Source organism: Paractinoplanes brasiliensis (assembly GCF_004362215.1).
In the GTDB taxonomy this organism is placed as follows: domain Bacteria; phylum Actinomycetota; class Actinomycetes; order Mycobacteriales; family Micromonosporaceae; genus Actinoplanes; species Actinoplanes brasiliensis.
In genome coordinates this window covers 273013-294917 of sequence record NZ_SNWR01000001.1, presented here as the reverse complement: position 1 = coordinate 294917, position 21905 = coordinate 273013, and the positions used below count along the sequence as shown (strand labels likewise).

At 70.9% G+C, this 21905-nt stretch carries 13 protein-coding genes and 1 pseudogene; 4 read left to right on the top strand and 10 right to left on the bottom strand.

Annotated elements, in window-relative coordinates; translation table 11 throughout:
• Nucleotides 1-26: 26 nt before the first annotated feature.
• Genes C8E87_RS01120 through C8E87_RS01085 form a run of 8 tightly spaced genes read right to left on the bottom strand, consistent with a single transcriptional unit; the run spans nt 27 to nt 6807 of the window.
• Entirely contained in the window at nt 27-2183 is a 2157-nt protein-coding gene (locus C8E87_RS01120; protein WP_133871334.1) for a chemotaxis protein CheA, read from the bottom strand.
• A complete protein-coding gene (locus tag C8E87_RS01115) occupies nt 2183-2446 on the bottom strand; it encodes an STAS domain-containing protein (protein ID WP_133871333.1) in 264 nt (87 codons plus the stop codon). The genes C8E87_RS01120 and C8E87_RS01115 overlap by 1 nt, the downstream gene beginning before the upstream one ends.
• Nucleotides 2443-2811, bottom strand: a complete 369-nt coding sequence (locus C8E87_RS01110; protein WP_133871332.1) for a response regulator — start codon at nt 2809-2811, stop codon at nt 2443-2445. Before C8E87_RS01110 ends, C8E87_RS01115 begins: the two co-directional genes overlap by 4 nt.
• Before the next feature lie 9 nt (nt 2812-2820).
• Entirely contained in the window at nt 2821-3855 is a 1035-nt protein-coding gene (locus C8E87_RS01105) for a methyl-accepting chemotaxis protein (protein WP_133871331.1), read from the bottom strand.
• On the bottom strand, nt 3848-4906 hold the full coding sequence (locus C8E87_RS01100) for a protein-glutamate methylesterase/protein-glutamine glutaminase (RefSeq protein WP_203720963.1): 1059 nt from the start codon (nt 4904-4906) through the stop codon (nt 3848-3850). The genes C8E87_RS01105 and C8E87_RS01100 overlap by 8 nt, the downstream gene beginning before the upstream one ends.
• Nucleotides 4903-5394 (bottom strand): chemotaxis protein CheD, encoded by a 492-nt coding sequence (locus tag C8E87_RS01095; protein ID WP_133871330.1) that lies wholly within the window; start codon nt 5392-5394, stop codon nt 4903-4905. The genes C8E87_RS01100 and C8E87_RS01095 overlap by 4 nt, the downstream gene beginning before the upstream one ends.
• Entirely contained in the window at nt 5387-6223 is an 837-nt protein-coding gene (locus C8E87_RS01090; RefSeq protein ID WP_239080627.1) for a CheR family methyltransferase, read from the bottom strand. Before C8E87_RS01090 ends, C8E87_RS01095 begins: the two co-directional genes overlap by 8 nt.
• Entirely contained in the window at nt 6220-6807 is a 588-nt protein-coding gene (locus C8E87_RS01085; RefSeq protein ID WP_133871329.1) for a chemotaxis protein CheW, read from the bottom strand. The genes C8E87_RS01090 and C8E87_RS01085 overlap by 4 nt, the downstream gene beginning before the upstream one ends.
• A 304-nt stretch (nt 6808-7111) precedes the next feature.
• Between C8E87_RS01085 and C8E87_RS01080 the strand changes: the two genes are divergently transcribed.
• The 4 genes and pseudogenes from C8E87_RS01080 (at nt 7112) to C8E87_RS01065 (ending at nt 18235) form a co-directional block, all read left to right on the top strand.
• Entirely contained in the window at nt 7112-8776 is a 1665-nt protein-coding gene (locus C8E87_RS01080; RefSeq protein ID WP_166661015.1) for a methyl-accepting chemotaxis protein, read from the top strand.
• A gap of 121 nt (nt 8777-8897) precedes the next feature.
• Nucleotides 8898-9332 (top strand): annotated as a pseudogene (locus C8E87_RS01075) (methyltransferase); the annotation flags it as partial.
• Between the two features lie 259 nt (nt 9333-9591).
• Nucleotides 9592-10596: an FkbO/Hyg5 family chorismatase gene (locus C8E87_RS01070; RefSeq protein WP_203720964.1), complete on the top strand. Its 1005-nt coding sequence runs from the start codon at nt 9592-9594 to the stop codon at nt 10594-10596.
• Complete coding sequence (locus tag C8E87_RS01065) at nt 10589-18235, top strand: type I polyketide synthase (protein WP_133871327.1); 7647 nt, start codon at nt 10589-10591, stop codon at nt 18233-18235. The genes C8E87_RS01070 and C8E87_RS01065 overlap by 8 nt, the downstream gene beginning before the upstream one ends.
• Nucleotides 18236-18494: 259 nt before the next feature.
• Here C8E87_RS01065 and C8E87_RS01060 read toward each other — a convergent pair whose 3' ends face one another.
• Nucleotides 18495-19778, bottom strand: coding sequence for an outer membrane protein assembly factor BamB family protein (locus tag C8E87_RS01060; RefSeq protein WP_133871326.1), 1284 nt, complete (start codon nt 19776-19778; stop codon nt 18495-18497).
• Nucleotides 19779-20020: 242 nt separating this feature from the next.
• Nucleotides 20021-21589, bottom strand: coding sequence for a ricin-type beta-trefoil lectin domain protein (locus C8E87_RS01055; RefSeq protein WP_133871325.1), 1569 nt, complete (start codon nt 21587-21589; stop codon nt 20021-20023).
• Between the last annotated feature and the right edge of the window lie 316 nt (nt 21590-21905).

Sequence of the window (21905 nt, the reverse complement as noted above, 5' to 3'; positions counted from 1 at the left end):
CGCCGCCTGCGGATCCGTCCCGCTGATCAGCCGACCGGAACGGCCTGGCGGACCTGTTCGCGATCGGAGTGGTCGGCGATCAGCGGGCCCACGTCGAGGATCAAAGCGATCTCGCCGTTGCCGAGGATGGTCGACCCGCTGATGCACTTCACCCTGCTGAAGAGGATGCCGAGCGGCTTGATCACTGTCTGCAACTCACCGAGCAGGCTGTCCACGACGAGGCCGGTACGCTGTCCGGACTGCTCGACGATCACGACGTTCTGTCGTCGTGCCGCCTGGCCAGGAATCCCGAAGATCTGCCGGAGCCGGATGAACGGCAGCACTTCGCCGCGCAGGTTCATGCAGTCGCGTACGAGAGGGCCGGGCGGTAGCTCGACGCATTCGGTCACCCGGTCGAGGGGCACGATGAACGAGGAGGAGCCGACGCCGACCAGGAAGCCGTCGATGATGGCCAGGGTGAGAGGAAGCCGGATGCGCATCGTGGTGCCGACGCCCCGGGCCGTCTCCACCTCGATGCTGCCGCGTAGTGCGGTGACGTTGCGCTTCACCACGTCCATGCCGACACCGCGGCCGGAGAGGTTGGAGACGGTCTCCGCGGTGGAGAAGCCCGGTTCGAAGATCAGGTTGTAGACCTCGGAGTCGGTGAGGGGGGTACCGGGCGCGACCAGTTCCCGTTCGACAGCCTTGGCGAGGATGCGTTCCCGGTCCAGGCCCCGGCCATCGTCAGCGACCTCGATCACGATGTTCCCGGCGTCGTGATAGGCGTTGAGCCGCAGCGTGCCCTGCTGCGTCTTGCCGCGATTGCGTCGCTCCCCGGGTAGTTCGATCCCGTGGTCCAGCGAGTTTCGCACCAGGTGCAGCAGCGGATCGCTGATTCGCTCCACGAGTGCCTTGTCCATCTCGGCGTCCCCGCCGGTGATGACCAGGGACACTTCCTTGCCCAACTCCATGCAGACATCGCGCACCACCCGCTCGAAGCGGCGAAACGTCGAGCCGATCGGCACCATGCGCAGCGAGAGCGCGCTGTGCCGGACCTCGTCGACAAGCCGCATCACCTCGCCCTGTGCCTCGGCAGACGTTTCCCCTCCCGAACTGCTCGGTATGCCGGTGCTCGACTGGGCGATCACCAATTCGCCGACCAGGTCGATGAGCTTGTCCAGGCGGGCGGCGTCGATCCGGATCGTCCGCGTGTCCTGCGAGCGGGTTTCGGTGGTCCGCCGCTGGCGGCCCAGCGCGGCGTCCACGATGCCCCGCTGGACGATCCCCTGCTCGATCAGGATCTCGCCGATGGGGACCGGCTGGGTTTTCCCCCGTAAGGCTCGTTCCTGCTGGATGCGCAGCGCCTCGGCCAATTCCAGTTCGGTGACCGCGCCGCTGGCCACCAGCACGTCGCCGATGCGGTCGTTCTCCGGCATGGCACGGATGGCCCGCACGTACGTGTCGAGCTGGCTGTCCGCCGGGACGATCCGGATGTCGCTGTCCTCGCGGACGAAGTCGAAGACCGCCTCGATCTCGCTCTTCGGGGCCGCGGTGACGAGATCCACCTGGAAACCGAAATAACAGGACTCGGGGTCCATCTCGGCGGCATCCGGGAGCCGGTCGGTGACCGTGACGACATCAGTCACCGTGCCGAGGGTGGCCAGGTAGCGCAGGAACGACAGCGGGTCCATGCCGTTGCGCAGGCAGTCCTCACCGAAGCCCAGCTCGAGCCGCCACGCCCCTTCGTGCGGCTCCGCGTCGGCGCCGGGCGCCGCCCTGGCCGGGGTCATGGCACCGCCGTCCGCGAGGTACGGTTCCAGCCCGGACAGCAGTCGCGTACCGTCGGCGGCCAGCGCGGCGTCCGGTTCGAGCTGCCCTCGGGCCAAGTTCTCGATCATCGCGGAGAGGTGGTCGGTGCAGGGTAGCAGCGCGCTGACCAGGCCCGGCGTAACGTCCAACGTCCCGTCACGGACCGAGCCCAGCACGGTCTCCACGACGTGCGTGAAGGCGACCAGGTGCTGCAGACCGAACAGGCCGGACGACCCCTTGAGCGTGTGCGCGGCCCGGAACACGGCGTTGACGGTCTCCCCGCCGGACGGCTGGTCCTCGAGTTCCAGCAGCCCTTCCTCCAGGCCCTGCACCAGATCCCGCGCCTCGGTCACGAACATGTCGAGCGCTTCGCGCATATCGTCGTCGAGCGCCATCACAGCTCCAGCCGGGTCAACGACAGGGCCTCGGTGACAGCGGCGCTGGGCTCGGCGAACTCGACCGGTATGCCCAGGCGCTCGCCTTCGGCGCGTGCCATCACCAGCAGCTGCAGACCGGCGGTGTCGATGTCCGCCACCCCGGACAGGTCGATGCTCAGACCGTTGGGGTCGCCCAGGGCGGCCAGCAGACGCTGCCGGTGGTCGGCCGCGGTCACGATGGTCAGTTCCTCGTCGACGACGAACCGGCGTGGTGCTGTCACGGTTGGACCAGCTTTGCCACCGCGCCGAGCATCTGCTCGGGCTGGAACGGCTTGGTCACCCACGCTTTGGCGCCTGCTGCTTGGGCCTGGCGCTTCTTGTCCTCCTGGGATTCTGTGGTCAACATGATGATCGGGGTGAACTTGTAAGCGGGCAGCTTCTTCGCCTCGGCCACGAAGGTGATGCCGTCCATGTTCGGCATGTTGACGTCCGAGATGATCAGGTGGATGCGCTGCCCGTTGAGTTTGGTCAGTGCGTCCTTGCCGTCCGTGCCCGTGATCACCTCGTAGCCGGCACCCTTCAGGGCGATGCTGACGACCTGTCGTACCGACGCGGAGTCATCCACGATGAGAATGGTCTTGGCCATGGCCGTCTCCTAGAAGAACGTGATTTCGGATTCGGATACTTTCGCGGACGTGCCGGAGCTGTGCGTCTTGTGTTCCTCGGCCATGGTGTATTTGGCCGCAAGATCGTCGAGGAGCACGCGGGCGTCCAGAGGCGCCCCGCCGGTCGCTGCGTCGGCAGCAAGCTCGGGAAAGCGGAGAATGTTGTCCCGCAGGTGTTCGAGCATCTGGTTGACCCGGTCCTGGAACTGCAGGCTGACCAGTGAATCAGCGATCTCCCCGCGGATGCCGACCGCGGCCTGTTCCAGTTGCTGGGAGGAATCCCGCATCCGGGAGAGCATGGCCATCAGGTCGTCGAGAACGGCCTGCACCTCTCCGTTGGCGTGGGTCACCGAGTTGCCCTCGCGTTCGGCACTGGACTCCGCGGCGGTCAGCACCGAGGTGATCGCCGCGGCGACCCGGTCGACGTTGTCGACCATGCGCGCGCTGGTGTTCTGCGAGCGGTCGGCCAGCTGACGGACCTCCAGGGCCACGACGCCGAACGACGCGCCCACCGCACCCGCGCGTTGGGCTTCGATGGCGGCGTTGAGGGCCAGCAGGTTCGTCTGCGCGGCGATCCGGGTGACCTCGTGCGACATCTGCCGGAGTTCCTGGTTGAGGCTGAGCAGTGAGTGAAGTTCCGCCAGGGATTCACGCTTGGCGGTCAGTGCCTGGTCAAGCGTGTCCACCACGTCATCGAGACGCTGGCGGCTGCGGTCGAACGCGCCGCCCTGCCCATCGTGCAAGGCCTCCGACGACGACGTCAGCACAGAGTCGAGATGCTCGACGATGCCACCGAAGGTCTCAGTGAGCCGTCCGACGGCCGTTTCCATCTGGGTCCGGGACGAGTCGATCTGCCCGGACCACACGGGCGCCACCGCGCCGGCGAACTCGGCGACACTTTCGGCGTAACGATCCGGTGGTAAACGCACCGTGTCGGTACGCCCGCCGCGTCGGCGGGCCCGTGCCAGATAACCGGCTCCGAAACCGGCAGCCAATGCGATCACTGCGACAAGCGTTTCAGCCATGCTGGTGGATCACCTCCGCGATCAGGGCAAGGGATGACTCACGATCAACGGCCCCGAGCGCGACCGCTTCCCGCGGCATCCCGTGCACCACACAAGTCGCCTCGTCCTGCGCCACCGTGTAAGCGCCGGCCCGGCGCATCTCCAGCAGTCCACGCGCGCCGTCGTCACCCATGCCCGTCATGATCACGCCGAGCGCGCCGGGGCCGACGGCCTTCGCGACGGATCGGAACAGCACGTCCACCGATGGCCGGTGCCGGTTGACCGGCGGCCCGTCGAAGACCCGGACCCGGAAGCCGGTATCCATCCTCACGACCTCGAGGTGGCGGCCGCCCGGCGCGATCAGCACGTGGCCCGGCAGAACCGGATCCCCGTCCTGCGCCTCCTGGACCCGTACCCTGCACATGGTGTCGAGCCGGGCGGCGAACGCCGCGGTGAACTTCTCCGGCATGTGCTGCACCACGACTACGCCCGGCCCACCGGGCGCGAGGGCGGGCAGCACCACCTCCAGCGCCTGCGTGCCGCCGGTGGACGTGCCGATCGCGATCAAGCGTTCCTCCTTCGCGGCCGTCAGCCGGTTCCGGGGAGGTGAGGGCGGAGCGGCGGGCGCCGGCCCACCGGCCCGGGCCGTCCGGGTTCTTCTCGCCTGTGCGGAGGCAGCGGCCGCCCGGACAGCGGCCACGATGTCGCCGCTTTCGTCCTCGATGAACTTCTTCAGCCCGGTCGTCGGCTTGGCGATCACCGAGACGGCGCCGGCGGCGAGCGCCTCCATCGAGATGTCGGCGCTCCGGCGGGTCAGCGTTGAGCAGATCACCACCGGCGTCGGCCGGACCTCCATGATTTTCCGCAGGAACGTGAGCCCGTCCATTCGCGGCATCTCGAGGTCCAGCACCACGACGTCCGGCCAGGTCTTGTTCATGTGTTCCATGGCGAAGATCGGGTCGGGCACGGCCCCGACGACGTCGATGCCGGGGTTCTCTCGCAGGCGGGTGGACAGCACCTGCCGGACGACTGCCGAGTCGTCCACGATCAGCACCCCGATGCGCCCCGTCACGCCGTCGCCTCGTCGCGGTCGCGGGACCGGTCCAGCGTGCGTAGCCACACGTCTCCGGTGCCGATGTCGAAGATCAGCCGGCGTGCTCCGGTGCCCCCCAGATTGCTGACGGTCAGAGCGAAATCATGCCGTTCGAGCAGCGCGATCCCGGCGTCGATGTTGTGCCTGGCGACATCGAGCGGAGCCGGGATGCCGGACTCCGGGAATTGCCTGCCCCCGCCGAACATCTTCACCTCGTACTGTCCTGGTGTCGTGTTCGCGCGTCGCACGTCGCGCAGGAACATGCCGATCGCACCGTCCGCGTAGCGGGGGTCCGGCGGACCGTGATCGGTGCGGCGCCGAGCCGGCAGCATGTAGTGGCACATGCCTCCGAGCCGCAATGTGGGATGCCAGACCGTGATCGAGACGCACGAACCCAGCACTGTGTGAATCCGGGTGCCGGCACCCCCGAAGTGGTAGTCGCCGGGATGCAGGAAGACCTCAGGCACGGGCGTCGCCTTCCCACCGGTAGATCGACGGTTCCACCATGCGCAACTGCGACGGGATGGAGTTGAGCGACTCGGAACTGCCGATGATCAGATGACCGCCGGGCACCAGCATCTCCTGCAGCCGCGGAATCAGCGAGCGCTTCGTCTCCAGGTTGAAGTAGATCATCACGTTGCGAAGCATGATCACGTCGAAGCGGCCCAGTTGGCGAAAGTCCTCGATGAGGTTGCGGCGGTGGAACTGCACCCCTGAGCGAAGCTCGGCGGTGACCGTCATCAGCCCCTCGTACTCCTCGCGGCCCTTCAGACAGAAGCGGCGCAGCATCGGCCGGGGGATGCGTTCGGCCGCCTCGATCGGGTAGAGCCCTTTCCGGGCGCGCTCCACCACCCGGGTGGAGATGTCCGTACCGACGATCTCCCACGTGCCGGCGGGCAGCGTGTCAGCCAGCACCATGGCCGCCGTGTAGGCCTCCTCGCCGGTCGAACTGGCCGCGCTCCAGAGACGGAACGGGCGTCCGGTCCGACGTGCTGGAAGGACCTCCCGGCGCAGGTAGTCGAAATGCTGCGCCTCGCGGAAGAAGAAGGTCTCGTTCGTGGTGAGCAGGTTGATCAGATGGTGCAGTTCCGCCTCGTCGCGGCGGTCGCGCAGCAGGCGTACGTAGTCCGAGTAGTCGCTCAGGCCCAGCGCCCGGATCCGTTTGTCCAGCCGTCCGGAGACCAGGGTCTCCTTGCCCGGCGCGAGCCAGATGCCGGTCTGCTCGTGCAGTACGCCGGTGATGTACCGGAAATCACCGTGGCTGATCGTCCTCGGGTGATGGTTCGGAGCTGTCACGGCTCGCCCGGCCCGGCCGGTATGCCACCGTCCTCAACCGGCGAACGATCGATCGGCGGTTGCTGGGCGAGATCACTGAGCCGGACCATGTCGCTGATCGACAGCACATGGCTGATGTCCAGCAGAATGAGGAAGTCGTCGTCGCGGCGGGCCATGCCGCTGATGTAGTCCGCGCGGATCCCGGCGCCGAACGCGGGAGCCGGCTCGATGTCATCGGACGACAGCGTGACGACCTTGGTCACGGAGTCCACCAGGACGCCGATGTCCTGACCGTCAGCGATGCCCTTGTCGTCGGAGTCCACCTCGGCGATCTCGGCGAGCGACGGGTCCTGGATGTGCACGATGATGATGCTGGTGCGACGCCCGATGGTGGTGCTGCCCCGGGCGAAACGCATCGCGAGATCAATGACCGGCACCGCCCGGCCGCGCAAGTTGATCACGCCCCGGATGAAGTCCGGCATCATCGGCACCACGGTCAGCGATCGGTACTCGAGAATCTCCGTGACATGGAAGATGTCGAGCGCGTATGCCTCGCCGTTGAGCGTGAACGTCAGGTACCGCCCGGCCTCGGTAACCGTGTTCACAGTTGGCCCCCCTTTACCCCGCACCTCCTCTCATTCGATCAGATTGTTGAAGGGGCTGCGGCGAATCCGGGACTCGGCCCTGAATACGGCCGGTTGTCTGTTTCCGCCGGGCCCGGAACCCGCGAAGGTCTCCAACATTGCTTCCATTCCGGCATTTCGCGGGACCGCACGTCGATAGGCTGATTTGGTCGTGGCCGGGGCCCGGCTGGGTCTGATGGCAGCAGAAGTGCCAGATGGGGGATTTCGTTCCATGGCAGAGTCGCCGGAAACACGTCAGAACCGTGGTCGCGCCGGGTTCCGGGACATGCCCATCGCCTGGAAACTGCGCGGGCTCGCGGGTGTGGTGTGCGTGCTGCTGATCGCCATCGGGCTGGTAGGAATAGTTCAGCTCGGCAAGACCCAGGACCGGTTGGCGAACCTTTACGGCAACAACCTGCACGACGTACGCATTCTCGGCGAGGTGGCCACCGACTACAACGAGGTCCGGTTGCAGCTGCGCCGCGTCGCCATGGCGCGTGCGGGGACAGAAACCGATGCCGCCGTGACGAACCTGGACGCGTCGATCGCGAAACTGGATCAGGTCTGGGGCAGCTTCTCCACCGCGACGCCCACCGACTCCGACGAGAAGGATTTCCTCACCGCCTGGACCACGTACAAGAAGCTGGTCAACGACAAGCTCAAGCCGCTCGCCGTCGCAAACCGGCTACCGGAATTCAACCAGGTCGTCAATACGGACGTGAACCCGGTGTCCGATTCCATCAGCACAGCGGTCAACAACCTGATCACCCAGAACGATGCCGCTGCGAAGAAGTCGCTGGACGACTCCGCGAACGCCTACTCCACGGCGCGGCTGATGCTGATCATCCTGATCGTGGGGGCGCTCATCCTCACCTTCACCGTGGTCCAGCTCATCACCCGCGCCGTCGCACGGCCGCTGAACGAGACGGTCACCGTGCTCACCGGCCTCGCGCAGGGCCGCCTGGACCAGCGGGTCGCTGTGGCCGGTCACGACGAGGTCGGCCGGATGGGCACTGCCCTCAACAGCGCGCTCGGGCGCCTCGGCGAGACGGTCAGCACCGTCGTGGAGTCGGCGGCGCAGCTCAACAGTGCGTCGCTGCAGATCAGCGGCGCGTCGCAGAGCCTGTCCCAGGCCGCCACCGAACAAGCGGCCAGTGTGGAGGAGACGACGGCGAGCATCGAGCAGATGACTGCGGGTATCAGCCAGAACAGCGAGAACGCGAGCGCGACGGAGGGCATCGCGACCACCACCGCCGCTGAGGCTCAGGAGGGTGGCGACGCCGTGCAGCGGACCGTGGCCGCCATGAAGGAGATCACCAGCAAGATCGGCATCATCGACGACATCGCCTTCCAGACCAACATGCTGGCGCTCAACGCCACGATCGAGGCGGCCCGTGCCGGAGAGCACGGCAAAGGCTTCGCCGTGGTGGCCAGCGAGGTCGGCAAACTCGCCGAGCGCAGCCAGATCGCCGCCCAGGAGATCAGCGAGTTGGCGGCCGGCAGCGTGCAGACCGCCGAACGCGCCGGCGACCTGCTCTCCACGATCATCCCCAGCATCATCCGCACCTCCGACCTCGTGCAGGAGATCGCCGCGGCGAGCGGGGAACAGTCCACCGGCGTACGACAGATCAACATCGCGATGACCCAGATCGGCAAGGTCACCGAACAGACCGCATCGTCCAGTGAGGAACTCGCCGCCACCGCCCAGCAGATGTCGGCGCAGACGGCGCAGCTCACCGCTCTGATGGACTTCTTCCACACCGGTTCGCCCGGCCGGCCGTCGACCCCGCGCACGCCCGAACACGCCGGCTCGCGTGCCGTCTCAGCCTGGAACAGCACTCCTTACCGATCCGGCCGGGACGGCAGCGGTTACCACGAGAACGCGGCACCCGCACTGAGCGGCGCGAGCGTGCCGCCGGGCGACCTGGAAGCAAAGTTCGACCGCTTCTGAGCGTCCAGCAGGGCTCGCGCAGCCGGAGCCCGCGGGCCCGGGGGTCGCGCCACTGACCGCCGATCTCGGTACACGGAGGGTGCACAGACCGCTTTGGAGGTGAGCCGGCGCGAGGGCAGTCACGAGCGCGCCACCTTCCGTCTCATGCGCGATGAACAACGCCGAAATCGCGCGTCAGAACGCGTCGAAGCAGGGCCTGTCCGACCGCTGCACGGCGGTGGCCGGTGACTTCTTCACCGCCGTTCCGGCCGGGGATCTGTACTTGCTCAAGACCGTGCTGCACGACTGGGACGACGACCGCTGCCGCACCATCCTGCGCAACTGCCGAGCGGCAACGATGACCGGCGGACGCGCCGTCGTCGTGGAGATGCTCCTCGGGGAACTCGGCGAACGGGACTTCACCGCCATCTCCGACCTGTTCATGCTGGCCGTGACCAGCGGCATGGAACGGGACCTCGACGAGTTCGACGCCCTCTTCACCGCGACCGGCTGGCAACGGGGCGCGACCTATCCGGTCCGTGCCGGCTATCACGCCATGGAGCTGCGCGCGGTCTGACCTCGACTCGTGCGGGCCTGAAGGCCGTCGCCCTGCCGCGCCGTGGGCCCTGGCGCGGAAGGGAGACGGCTTCGTCCTTCGTGGGGGCGCTGATACATCGTCGCGACGATGATCATGGGCTTGCGTGGGTGAGGTTCGATGCTGGCATCCGCTTCGACGGCAGGCGAGAGGGTCAGCTTTGCGCATCACGGGCAGTAGTTCGCGGGCTCGGTACGACCAGGACGGTGACGCGACTCCACCGCCGGCCCCGGTGCCGTCGTTGCGGTCACGCTTCGTCGACCTGGGCACTGTGGGTGTCGATGACGGCTTCCGGCGCCCGCTGGCGGCCGTCCACTTTGCGGCGGAGGCGGCCGAGGAGCCCGCCGGTTCGCTGGCGCCGCAGCTGACCGTGCCGATGGCCACGGACGGGCAGGCGGGTTTCACGGAGTTGTGGGAGACGACCGGGCCGGTCACCGCCGGACGGTACGCCGGTCTGCGGTACAGCCACGACGGTGAGCACCTGTTCTGCGCCGGCCGGATCGCCCCGGCGCCGCGGTACAGCGAGGCCGTCCGGCAGGCCTACGGTGAAGCGTTCCGGCTGATGGAGAGCCTGGGATTCCCGTACGCGTTCCGGATGTGGAACTTCGTGTCCGGCATCAACGATTCCAACGCCGACGGCGTCGAGGTGTACCGGGACTTCTGCATCGGCCGGGCGGAGGCGGTGGACCGCTGGGCCACGGATGGTGTGATGCCCGCCGCTACCGGTGTGGGCGCCCGCGGTGGCGGGATCGCGTTCTGCCTTCTCGCGTCCCGGTCCGTACGGCCGGTGCACTTGGAGAATCCGGGGCAGGTGCCCGCGTACCACTATCCGCCGGAGCACGGCCCGCGGTCGCCCAGCTTTGCGCGGGCAACCTACCTGGCCGGGCCGGACGGCGCTCCCGGTCACCTGTACGTGTCCGGGACGGCGAGCATCCGCGGGCATCGCACCGTGCACGAAGGCGACCTCGACCGGCAGGTGGCCTGCACGCTGGAGAACATCGATCGGGTCGTCGGCCGGGACAACCTGGCCGCCCACGGTGTGCCCGGCGGTTACTCGCCTGCCGACCTGCGCACCGTCAAGGTTTACGTCCGCCACGCCGGTGACCTCGAACGGGTGCGCAGGCTCTGCCGGGACGCGTTCTCGCCCGAGGCCGACATCGCGTTCTTCAACGTCGACATCTGCCGGGCGGACCTGCTCGTGGAGATCGAGGGAATCATCGTCGAAACGGAAAAGCACCGTGATTGATCTGCTGCGCCGGCACGCCGAGACGCGCGGCGACCGGATCGCGTACGAGGACGACCGGCGGGCCGTCACCTTCGCCGAGCTGTTCCGGCACAGCGGCCGGCTGGCTGGTCACCTGGCGGACGCGGGCGTCGAGCGCGGCGACCGGGTCGCGATGGTGATGTCCAACCGGGTCGAGATGGTGGAGAGCTACCTGGCGGTCTTGCGGGCCGGGGCGGTGGGCGTTCCCCTGAACCCGAGCATGACCAGGCCGGAACTGGCGGCGCTGCTGGCCGACAGCGACCCTCGCGTGGTCATCGCCGACGAGCATCAGGCCACACGCCTGAGCCCGTTACGTGCCCAGCTCGTGATGGTTGAGGATCTGCTTGACCGCGAGCCGGTCGCCGGGCCGCGTGACGACGCGCCCGGCGATGAACCGGCCTGGACCCTGTTCACGTCCGGGACGACCGGGCGGCAGAAGGGCGTTCTGCTGACACCGGACGCGTGCCTGCGGGCCGCGCGGGCGTCGGTGGAGGTGCTCGGGCTCGGCCCCGACGACCGGGTGCTGTGGCCGCTCGGGCTCTTCCACAGCTTCTCGCACAGCTTCGCGCTGCACAGCGCCCTCATCGCGGGCGCCCGGGTGCGTCTGGTCAACGGGTTCGCACCCGAGATGCTGCTCGCCCAGCTGTCCGCCGAACCGTACACAGTGCTGGCGGGTGTCCCGGCCATGTATCACCGGCTGCTCCGGGTGGCGACCGGCCACCCCGCCCCGTCGCTGCGGGTCTGCCTCACCGCGGGCGCCCCGGCCGGGGCGTCCCTGCGCCGTACGGTCGCCGAGGTCTTCGGCGCGCCGCTGTGCGACGTGTACGGCTGCACCGAGACCTCCGGCCCGATCGCCATCTCCACGCCGTCGACCCCGCCGGAGCTCGAATCGTGCGGCGCACCGGTGCCCGGCGTACACGTGCGCCTGGTGGACCCGGAAACCGCGGTTCCGCTGCCGCCGGGGTCGCCGGGCGAGGGCGAGGTCCACGTGGGCGGGGCCACCGTGATGGCGGGCTACCGCGACGACCCGGACGCAACCGCGCTCGCCGTGCCCGACGGCTGGTACCGCACCGGCGATGTGGCCCGCCGGGACGCCGACGGGCGGCTGACCGTCACCGGCCGGGTCCGCGAGCTGATCAACCGCGGCGGTGAGAAGATCCATCCGGCCGAGGTGGAGCAGGCGCTGATCAGCGTGCCCGGGGTGGCCGACGCTGCCGTCCGTGGCGCCCCGGACCCGGTTCTCGGCCAGGTGCCGGAGGCGTATCTCGTCGCCGGTGAAGACGTGATCGAGCCCGGGGCGGTCCTGGCGGCTGTCCGGGAACGGCTGGCCCCGTTCAAGGTGCCCGTGCGCCTCTACCAGGTCGACACGATTCCCCGTACGGCCTCCGGCAAGATCATGCGGCACCTGCTGCCCGACGCTGTCGTCCGCGAACTCTCCCTCCCATTCCTGCCGCCGGTGAAGGAGCCCGTGCCGTCGACCCTGGCCGCGGTCCGTACGGCGACGGCCGCGATGATCGGCGCGCCCGGACCGGCGGACGTCGACCCGGAGCGCGGCTTCACCGAGCAGGGGATCGACTCGTCGGGCGCCGTCGAACTCGCCGGCCGGCTGGCGGCGATCACCGGGGTGGCACTGCCGGCCACCGTGGTGTTCGACCACCCGACACCGGCCGCCCTGGCCCGCCACATCGACGCCGGCACGCGCAGCGGACCCGCCCCGGGCGAGGCAGTGCCGCGCAGCCTGGACGACGATGATGCGATCGCCGTCATCGGCATGGCCTGCCGCTATCCCGGCGGGGTCCGATCGCCGGAAGACCTGTGGCGCCTGCTCGCGGACGGCGGCGACGCGATCACGCCGTTCCCCGCAGACCGGGGCTGGGACCTCGACGGGCTGTACCACCCGGACCCGGACCACCCGGGCACCAGCTACGTCCGCCACGGCGGGTTCCTCGACGACGTCGCCGGCTTCGACCCGGCGTTCTTCGGCATCAGCCCCCGTGAGGCGCTTGCCATGGACCCGCAGCAGAGGCTGATGCTGGAGGTCACCTGGGAGGCGCTGGAGCGGGCCGGCATCGACCCCGGCGCCGTGCGCGGCAGCCGTACGGGGGTCTTCACCGGCGTCATGTACCAGGACTACGCGACCCGTCTGCACCACATCCCGGCGCAGGTGGAGGGCCTGGCCGCGGTCGGCAGTGCCGGCAGTGTCGTCTCCGGCCGGGTGTCGTACACCTTCGGGCTGAACGGCCCGGCGCTCACGGTCGACACCGCCTGCTCGTCGTCGCTCGTGGCGGTGCACCTGGCCGGGCAGGCCCTGCGCGGCGGCGAATGTGACCTCGCCCTGGCCGGCGGAGTGACGGTGATGAGCGGCGCGCTGTCGTTCGTCGAGTTCAGCCGCCAGCGCGCGCTGGCCCCGGACGGCCGCTGCAAACCGTTCTCCGACGACGCCGACGGCACCGCCTGGTCCGAGGGCGCCGGGATGCTGCTGCTCGAACGGCTCGGGGACGCTCGCCGCAACGGCCATCCCGTCCTGGCGGTGGTGCGCGGCTCGGCCGTGAACCAGGACGGCGCCAGCAGCGGCCTGACCGTACCCAACGGCGACGCCCAGCAACGCCTGATCCGGCAGGCGCTGGCCTCGGCCGGGCTCGGTCCCTCCGACGTGGACGTGGTGGAGGCGCACGGCACCGGCACCGCGCTGGGCGACCCGATCGAGGCCAACGCCATCCTGGCCACCTACGGCCGGGGCAGGTCCCCGGCGGATCCGCTCCGGCTCGGGTCGCTCAAGTCGAACCTGGGACACACCCAGGCCGCGGCCGGCGTCGGCGGGATCATCAAGCTCGTCCTCGCGATGCGCCACGCCGAGCTTCCGGCCTCGCTGCACGTCGCCGCGCCGACCCGGCATGCCGACTGGTCGTCCGGGACTGTCCGGCTGCTGACCGAGCCGGCGCCGTGGCCGGCCGGGCGCCGCCCTCGCCGCGGCGCGGTCTCGGCGTTCGGGATCAGCGGCACGAACGCCCACGTCATCGTGGAAGAAGGGGAACAAGCGGCGCCGGAGGAGGGGGAGGCCACGGAAGCCGGCACGCCGTGGGTGCTGTCGGCCAAGACCGTCCCGGCGTTGCGGGAGCAGGCCCGCAGGCTCGCCGGCCACCTCGACGCACACCCGCACCTCGACCCGGCCGACGTGGGCTGGTCGCTGGCGACGACCCGGGCCGCGCTCAGCCACCGGGCCGTCCTGCTGGGCGCCGGCCGGGCGCGGCTCAGGGAGCAACTGGACGCCGTCGCGAACGGCGAGGACACGGCGGGGGTCGTCCGCGGCGTCGCGTCCGGCGGCGGCACGGCTTTCCTGTTCACGGGCCAGGGCGCGCAACGCCTCGGGATGGGCGCCGGCCTGCGACAACGGTTCGGGGTGTTCGCCGCCGCCTTCGACGAGGTCTGCGACGCCCTGAGCGATCACCTGAGCGCCGACGTCCGCGCTGTCGTCGACCGTGACGCCGCGGAACTCGGCCGGACCGTGTTCACGCAGGCGGCCACCTTCGCGCTGGAGGTGGCACTGCACCGGTTGCTGAGCTCGTGGGGCTTCCGTCCCGACCTGGTGGCCGGGCACTCCATCGGGGAGCTCGCAGCGGCACACGTGGCCGGCCTCTGGAGCCTGAACGACGCGGCGGCCCTGGTCGCCGCGCGGGGGCAGCTCATGCAGGCGCTGCCGCCCGGCGGCGCCATGCTGGCGGTCCAGGCCACCGAGGCCGAGGCGCTGGAGGCCGTGTCCGGCCGCGCCGACGTCTCGCTGGCCGCGGTCAACGGCCCCGAGGCCGTGGTCGTCGCCGGGACCGGGCCCGCGGTGCAAGAGCTGGCCGCGCGGTGGGAAACGGCCGGCCGCCGGACCCGTCGGTTGAGCGTCAGCCACGCGTTCCACTCCCCGCTGATGGAACCCATGATGGACGAGTTCCGGACCGTCGCCGAAAAGATCAGCTATGCCTTCCCAGCGGTGCCGCTGGTGTCCACCGTCACCGGCTCGCCGGCGACGGCCGAGCAACTTCGCGACCCCGGCTACTGGGTCTCCCAGGTGCGCCTGCCGGTGCGATTCACCGCCGCCGTCGCCGCCCTGTCCGCCCGCGGCGTCACCCGCTTCCTGGAACTGGGCCCGGACGCCGTGCTGGCCCCGGCCGTGCTGGGCGTCCTGCCGGGTGACGCGGTGACGGTCGCGGCGCCGGCGCTGCGTGGCGACCGCGACGAGCCGGAGGCGCTGCTCACCGCGGCCGCCCAGCTGTACGCCGCGGGCGCCGCGGGCTCGATGCACATCGTCGACGACGATGGCCCGCGCCGGCGGGTGGACCTGCCGACGTACCCCTTCCGACGCGAGCGCTACTGGCTCGCCGAACCTCCCGGCGAGACGAACGTCGCGCAGGCCGGACTGCTGAGCGCCGGGCATCCGCTGCTGGGGGCGGAGCTGGCGCTGCCCAACGGCGACCTCGTCAGCACCGGCCTGCTCTCCGCGGCCCGGCACCCCTGGCTGGCAGATCACACCGTGGGTGGCGCCCTGGTGCTGCCCGGCGCAGCCCTGGTGGAGATGCTCGCGCGGCTCGGGCAGCGGGCCGGTGGCCTGCCGCTGGGCGAACTGGTGCAGCACGCCCCGCTGGTGATCGGCGAGGGCGAGGCGGTGCAGCTGCAGGTCCTGCTGACGGCGGCGGACGAGGCGGGGCGCCGGGCGGTGACGGTGCACGCGCGCGGGACAACCGACGGCGACTGGGCCCCGTACGCGTCGGGCCATCTCGATCCGGCGGCGGCACCCGCCGCGGCCACCGCGATGCCGTGGCCGCCTGAGGGCGCCGAAACGCTCGCCGTGGACGACCTCTACACGGCGCTGGCGGATCGTGGACTCGGCTACGGACCCGCGTTCCGGGGCCTGCGCGCGGCGTGGCGCCGCGACGGCGAGCTCTTCGCCGAGGTGGCGCTGCCCGAGCACGTCGCCGGCGAGGGCTTCGCGCTGCATCCGGCCCTGTTCGACGCCGCCCTGCAGGTCGGCGCGCACCCCGCGGTCACCGCGGACGACACGGGTGCGGTGCGGCTGCCGTTCGCCTGGCACGGCGTACGGCTGTACGGCTCCGCGGCCTCGGCGCTGCGGGTCCGGATGACGCCGGCCGGGCAGGACACCGTCTCGATCGTGCTGGCGGACGCCTCCGGCCGTACGGTCGCCACCGTGGACGGGCTCACCCTGCGACCCGCCACGCCCGAGCAGCTGCGCGGCGACCCCACCCGGGACTCGCTGTTCCAGGTGGAGTGGGTCCGCGTCCCGGCTTCCGCGCCGGTCACGCCGTACGGGCTGATCGTCGCCGGGGACGAGATGCCGGATCCCGCCGCCGACCCGTACGCCGTGACAGTGCTCGCCGGCTCGCGCACCGATGCCCACGCCGCCACCGAGCGTGCGCTGACGGCCGTGCAGCAGTGGCTGGAGCGTGCCGACCCGGGCTCGCCACCCCTGGTCGTGATGACCGCGGGCGCCGTGGCGACGGGTCCGGGCGAGGACGTCTCCGACCTGCCCGGTGCGGCGGTGTGGGGGCTGGTGCGCTCGGCCCAGGCGGAGCATCCCGGGCGGTTCGTGCTGCTGGACGTCGACGAGCCGGCCCGGCTGCCCGAGCTGCTCCCGGCCGTGCTCGGCGCCGGTGAGCCGCAGATTGCCGCTCGGGGCGACCGGCTGCTGATGCCGCGCCTGGCCCGCCTGCCCGCCCCCGACCCCGCCGCAGTCCCCGGCCTTGCCCCGGCCCCCGCCTGGCCGGCGACGGGAACTGTGCTGATCACCGGGGCGTCCGGCGCGCTCGGCGGTCTGATGGCCCGGCACCTCGTCACCGCGTACGGGGTGCGGCGGCTGCTGCTGATCAGCCGGCGGCCGCCCGCGGCCGAGCTGGTGGCCGAGCTGTCCGCCGCCGGCGCCACGGTCACCACCGCGGCCTGCGACGTCGCCGACCGCGACCGGCTCGCCGAGGTGCTGGCGGCCGTGCCCGCCGACGCGCCGCTGACCGGCGTCGTGCACACCGCCGGGATCCTCGACGACGGGATGGTCGGGGGGCTCACCGGCCCGCGGCTGACCGCCGTCCTGAGGCCCAAGGTGGACGGTGCGACACACCTGCACGAGCTGACCCGCGGACTGCCGTTGACCGCGTTCGTCCTGTTCTCCAGCGCGGCCGGCGTGCTCGGCAACCCCGGCCAGGCCGCCTATGCCGCCGCCAACGCCTTCCTGGACGGCCTGGCCACGCATCGGCGGGCCGGTGGGCTGCCCGGCACCTCGGTGGCGTGGGGCGCCTGGGACCTCGCGGGCGGCATGGCCGGCACGCTGGACGAAACGCACAGTCGCCGGATCACCCGCTCGGCCGCGGTGCCGCTGACGAGCGACGAAGGGCTGGCGCTGTTCGACGCGGCCTGCGCGCGGCAGCATCCGGTGCTGGTGGCGCAGCGGTGGGACCCGGCCCGGCTGCGCGACGGCACGGCCCGCCCCGAGGAACTGCCGCCGCCACTACGTTCGCTGCTCCCCGCGCCGGTCACCACGGCCGCGCCGGTGGGGACGACCAGCTTCGCCGCACGCCTGGCCGGTGTGGCCGAGGCCGAGCGTTCGCGGCTCGTCGGGGAAACCGTGCGGGCGGAAGCGGCGCACGTCCTCGGGTACGCCGACGCTGCCCAGGTGCCCGCCGCCGCACCCTTGACCGAGCTGGGGCTCGACTCGCTCACCGCCCTGGAGCTGCGGAACCGGCTGCAGACCACCACCGGTCTGCGGCTCCCGCCGAACGTCATCTTCGACCACGACACCCCGGACGCGCTGGCGACGTTCCTGACAAGCCAACTGGCGGCGCCCGACGTCGCCGAGCAGGCCGCGACGTTGGGAGGCCTCTTCCTCGAGGGCTGCGAACGGGGCAGCGTGGCCGACGCGATGGCGCTGGTCGTGGTCGCCTCACGGCTCGGTTCCCGGCCCGCCGGGGACGGCCGGGTCACCAAGCCGGTCACGCTGGCCCGCGGCAATGCCATGCCCAAGTTGGTCTGCTTCCCGACCATCAGCCCGGTGTCCGGCCCGCACGAGTACGCCCGGCTCGCTGCCGGGTTCCGCGGCGCCCGCGACATCACTGTGCTGCCGAACCCCGGGTTCGGCCGTGGCGAGGAACTGCCCCGGACCGTGCAGGCTCTGGTGGACAGGCACGTCGAGGAGGTGCTGCGAACCGTCGGCGACGGGCCGTTCGCGCTGCTGGGGCATTCCGCCGGCGGTTGGATCGCGCACGCCGTCACCGGCCGGCTGGAGACACAGGGCCGCCCGCCGGCCGCGCTCGTGCTGCTCGACACGTACCCGTCGAGCAGTGACCCCCGGGCCCTTACCGGAATGGCACGGAACCTGCGCGAACAGCTCGGAACGGAGGAGCTCGACGACCGGCGGCTCATCGCGATGGGCGGCTACCTCGACATGTTCACCGATTGGCAGCCGGCGCCGGTCGGCACCGCGACGCTCTTCGTACGGGCCACCGAGGGGCTCGACTGGACCGGAGCACATGTGGTGGATGTCGCCGGCGACCACTTCACCATGCTGAGCGAGCACGCGTCCGCCACGGCCGGCGCGGTCGACTCATGGCTGCGCGGCAAAAGACCATGAGTGCGGCGTACGGGCGATCGGGCAGCGCCGCTCGACGACGTCCTGTGCTTCCCGCGCCCGGTGACCGGCCGGAGGTGTCGGCTTGCCGTCGCTTCCGGGTGGGCGCACCGCATTGACACCAACCGTTCTGTCGAAAGAGTCTGAAGGGAGTTCCGCCGCCGTGCGCGGCGGAGTCGAACCACTGAACGGGGATGGAAACGGCTCCGCCTACCCGAGCAACGCCCGGGTGGACGCCCGCTGACCGGCGGCACTCCGCGAGTCAGCCGACAGCGTTGACGGTCAGGGTGCCTCCGCGCGGGCAGAGCAGATAGCCGGAGACACCCTGGCAGTCCTGCTCGGCGAGCCGGTCGACCGTGCCGAGGACGGTCCGCCTGCCTCCGGTCAGGTCGAGGCGGTCAACCGTGGTGCGATCCGGGGGTGTTCCGGTGGCGTGCAGCAACGTCAGCGAACCGGCCGGGCCGGGCACGAACGCCTCCGGCCCGCCGAGGGGGCGGCCGATCGTGCGCCCGGTGGCGGCGTCGACCAGGACGGTGGTGGCGGAGGCCAGGTTGGCGGTGGCGGAGAGCAGCAGGCGGCCGGCGCCGAGGTCCCAGACGAAGTTCAAGTCGTCGCGGCGCCAGGCCTGACGGCCGGTGGCGGGGTCGCGGCCGGCCACCCCGCGGACGCCGACCGTGCAGATCAGCCGGCCGCAGCCGGTGACGTAGCCGATCAGCTCGTCGGATCGCCACAGCGGGCGCAGGTCGGCGGCGCGGTAGATGGTGGCGACGGTCTGGGCGGAGGCCGTGCGGATCACCACCAGCTGGGCGCCGGCCGGGAAGAGCGTCGCCGAGTACACCCCGTTCCAGGGGATGCGGACGCGGTGGCGGACGGCGCCGTCGGCATGGCCGTAGACGGTGGCGTCGCCGGTGCCGGTCACCGTGACGACAGCGGTGGGGCGCCCACCCTCGACGATCGTCGTCCACTCCTCGGCAGGGGTGATCGAGCGTCGCCACACCTGCCGGCCGTCGCGCAGCCCGAGCAGGCGCAGGCCGGTGGTCGCGCCGGTGCGGTCGGTCTCGGCGAGCAGAATGTCGCTGCCCACCGCCGACGGGGCGGAGGCGCCGGCCGATTGCCAGAGAGGCGCGCCGGTCTCCGCGTCGAGCGCGATCGTGCGGGGTCCCGGCGACGAGGCGATCGGCAACGGGCCGGTGGTCACCAGCACGACATCTCCGACCGGCCGGACGCCGTACGCGTCTCCGGTCGGTGTGCTCCACCGCAGGCGGCCGGTGGGCAGGTCGAAGGCGACAACCTCAGCCGGCCCGGAAGAGCTGCTGCGATTCAGGTAGACGGTTCGGCCGTTCAGGGCCACGGTGTCGCTCGGCTGCAGCGCCGTGGTCCAGAGGGGCCGCACCAGGGGTGGCGACGGCGGCGTCGAGGCGGTCACGGCGGCCAGGCCCACCACGGTCAGCACGGCCAGCACCAGCCGGCGCAGCCGTGCCAGGTTGACCGGCGCGCCGGCCGGCACGACGGCAGCCCTGGCGTCGCCGAGGTCGATCAAAGTCATCGTCGGCCGGCCGTCGTCACCGCGTACGCGTCCCGCGCCGGTGACCCGTCATCGCAGGCGAACGGCGTGACGTCCCGCGCCCGCAGTCGCATGGTGTGCCTCCGGGTGGCTCGGCATCCGATCCTTCGCGGCTCCCGCCGTCGCAGCGTACGCGCCCGGCGACCGGTTCGGGTCGGTGTCGTTGCCCCATCGCGCGTGACGGGCCGGCCGTGTCGTACGGCCGGCCCGCCTGCACGGAACCGCTAACCGCGGCGCCACTTCTGGTTCGCGCCGCCGTGGCATTCCCACAGCACCAGCACGGCGCCCTCGTCCGGGTTCCACGCGTCGATGTCGGCGCACTTGTTGGCCTGCGGGTTCACCAGGTCGCCGGCGGCCGACAGAACCCACTGCTGGGCCGGGTTGCCCGAGCAGGTGACGATCTGCAGGATCGCGCCGTTCGCCGTCGAGCCCCACGCCACGTCAAGGCACATGTTGTTGGACGTACGCAGCGTTCCGTTGACGAACTCCCACCTCTGGGCGGCCGAGCCGTTGCAGTTCCACATCTGCACCCGTACGCCGTCCGAGAAGTTGCCGTTGGGTACGTCCAGGCAGCGGCTGTTCAGCGCGCTGATGACCGCACCTCCGGCACTGCCGCCGCCGCTGGTGACCAGGGCGATGCCCCAGCGCGACAGGATCGGGTTGACCGGCTGGAACCAGGTCTGCGGGTTGGCCGCGCCACAGCCGCCGGAGATGCCCGAGGTGACGCCCTGCGCCTGGTTGCCGGCGATGACCGAGCCACCGGAGTCTCCGGGGTTGGCGCAGGCGCTCATCCGGCTCATGCCGTACACCGGGCCGTTCGAGTAGTTGATCGTCTCGTTGCGGCCCTGCAGGGTGCCGCAGGTCCACGAGGAGGTGCGGCCCGAGCGGCAGATCGAGGAGCCGATCGCGGCGTCGTTGGAGCCGGCCACGACGACGTTGCCGCCGGCGTAGTTGTTCACCCACGGCTGCGGGGTCCAGTTGCCGTTCACGCCCACGTAGGCCATGTCGGTGGTCGGGAACTCCGACTCCTGGAAGCTGCCCATGTCGACGTTGTTGAAGCCGCGGGTCGGGGCGCCTCGGCCGCCGCAGTGACCGGCGGTGACGAAGCCGGGCGCACCACCGCGGCGGGCCGGGAAGCCGACCGAGCACAGCGTGTTGCCGTTGATGACGTACTGGTCGCCGCCGCGGACGTCGTACACCGGTTTCGGGGCGACCGCGGAGGTCTCGACGGTGACCGTGCTGACGCCGCTGTCCTTGGCGAACTTGCGGGCCTGCGCCTCGGCGCCCGGCTTGACCGTCACTACGACGGTGTTGGTCTCGGGGTCGGCACGCCAGGCCCGGATGGCGTCGCCCGCCTTCGCGCCGCGCTTGTCCAGCTTCGCGCGGTCGGCTGCCAGGGCGCTCTCGCCCCGGCCGACGAGCTGAGCCTCGGCACCCTCGGCCCGGACCTGTTCGGCGGCGGCCTCGGTGGTGACGGCGACGGTGAGGCGCCGCTCGCCCTTCTTGATCCAGGCGCCGCCGTACGCCTGCCCGAGCTTGGCCTTCAGGCGCTTCTGCACCACTGGGGCCGCGGCCTCGACGCGCAAGCGCTCGGCGATCTGCTCGTCGGTCAGGTTCAGGTCACGCCGCATCGCCGCGACGACGCCGGCCGGCAGGTCCAGGGTCTGCGCCACGTCGGGCCGAGGGTAGGGCGTGGGGCCGGGGGTGTCGTCGGCGAAGCTGGTGAGGGGGGTCAGTCCGATCGTCGTCACCGCGACTGCGGCAACCGCGATCCACCGGTACGGGCGAGCCATGGGGAGCTCCTCGTGAGGGGACGTGGGGGAACATGAGCGAACACGTCGCACATCGCATCGAAGTCTGCGATTTGATTAACAATGTGTCAAGAAGCCGCGGTGGCTCGTCGACAGGGCCGTGAGCTGCCGGTTCATCCCGGTGAAGCCCTGTACGCCCGACGTCCCGAGGGTTCCGCCTCGATCGCGCAAGTACGTTTGATGCCCTGTCGACCCCTCGGATGGGGCACTTCGGGCAGTGCGGCCATGTTCGATCGATCGTGCCGCCGTCGGAGTGCCAGGTGCCGGTCGTCCGTCCGGTCAGTTGGCGCGGGGCGCG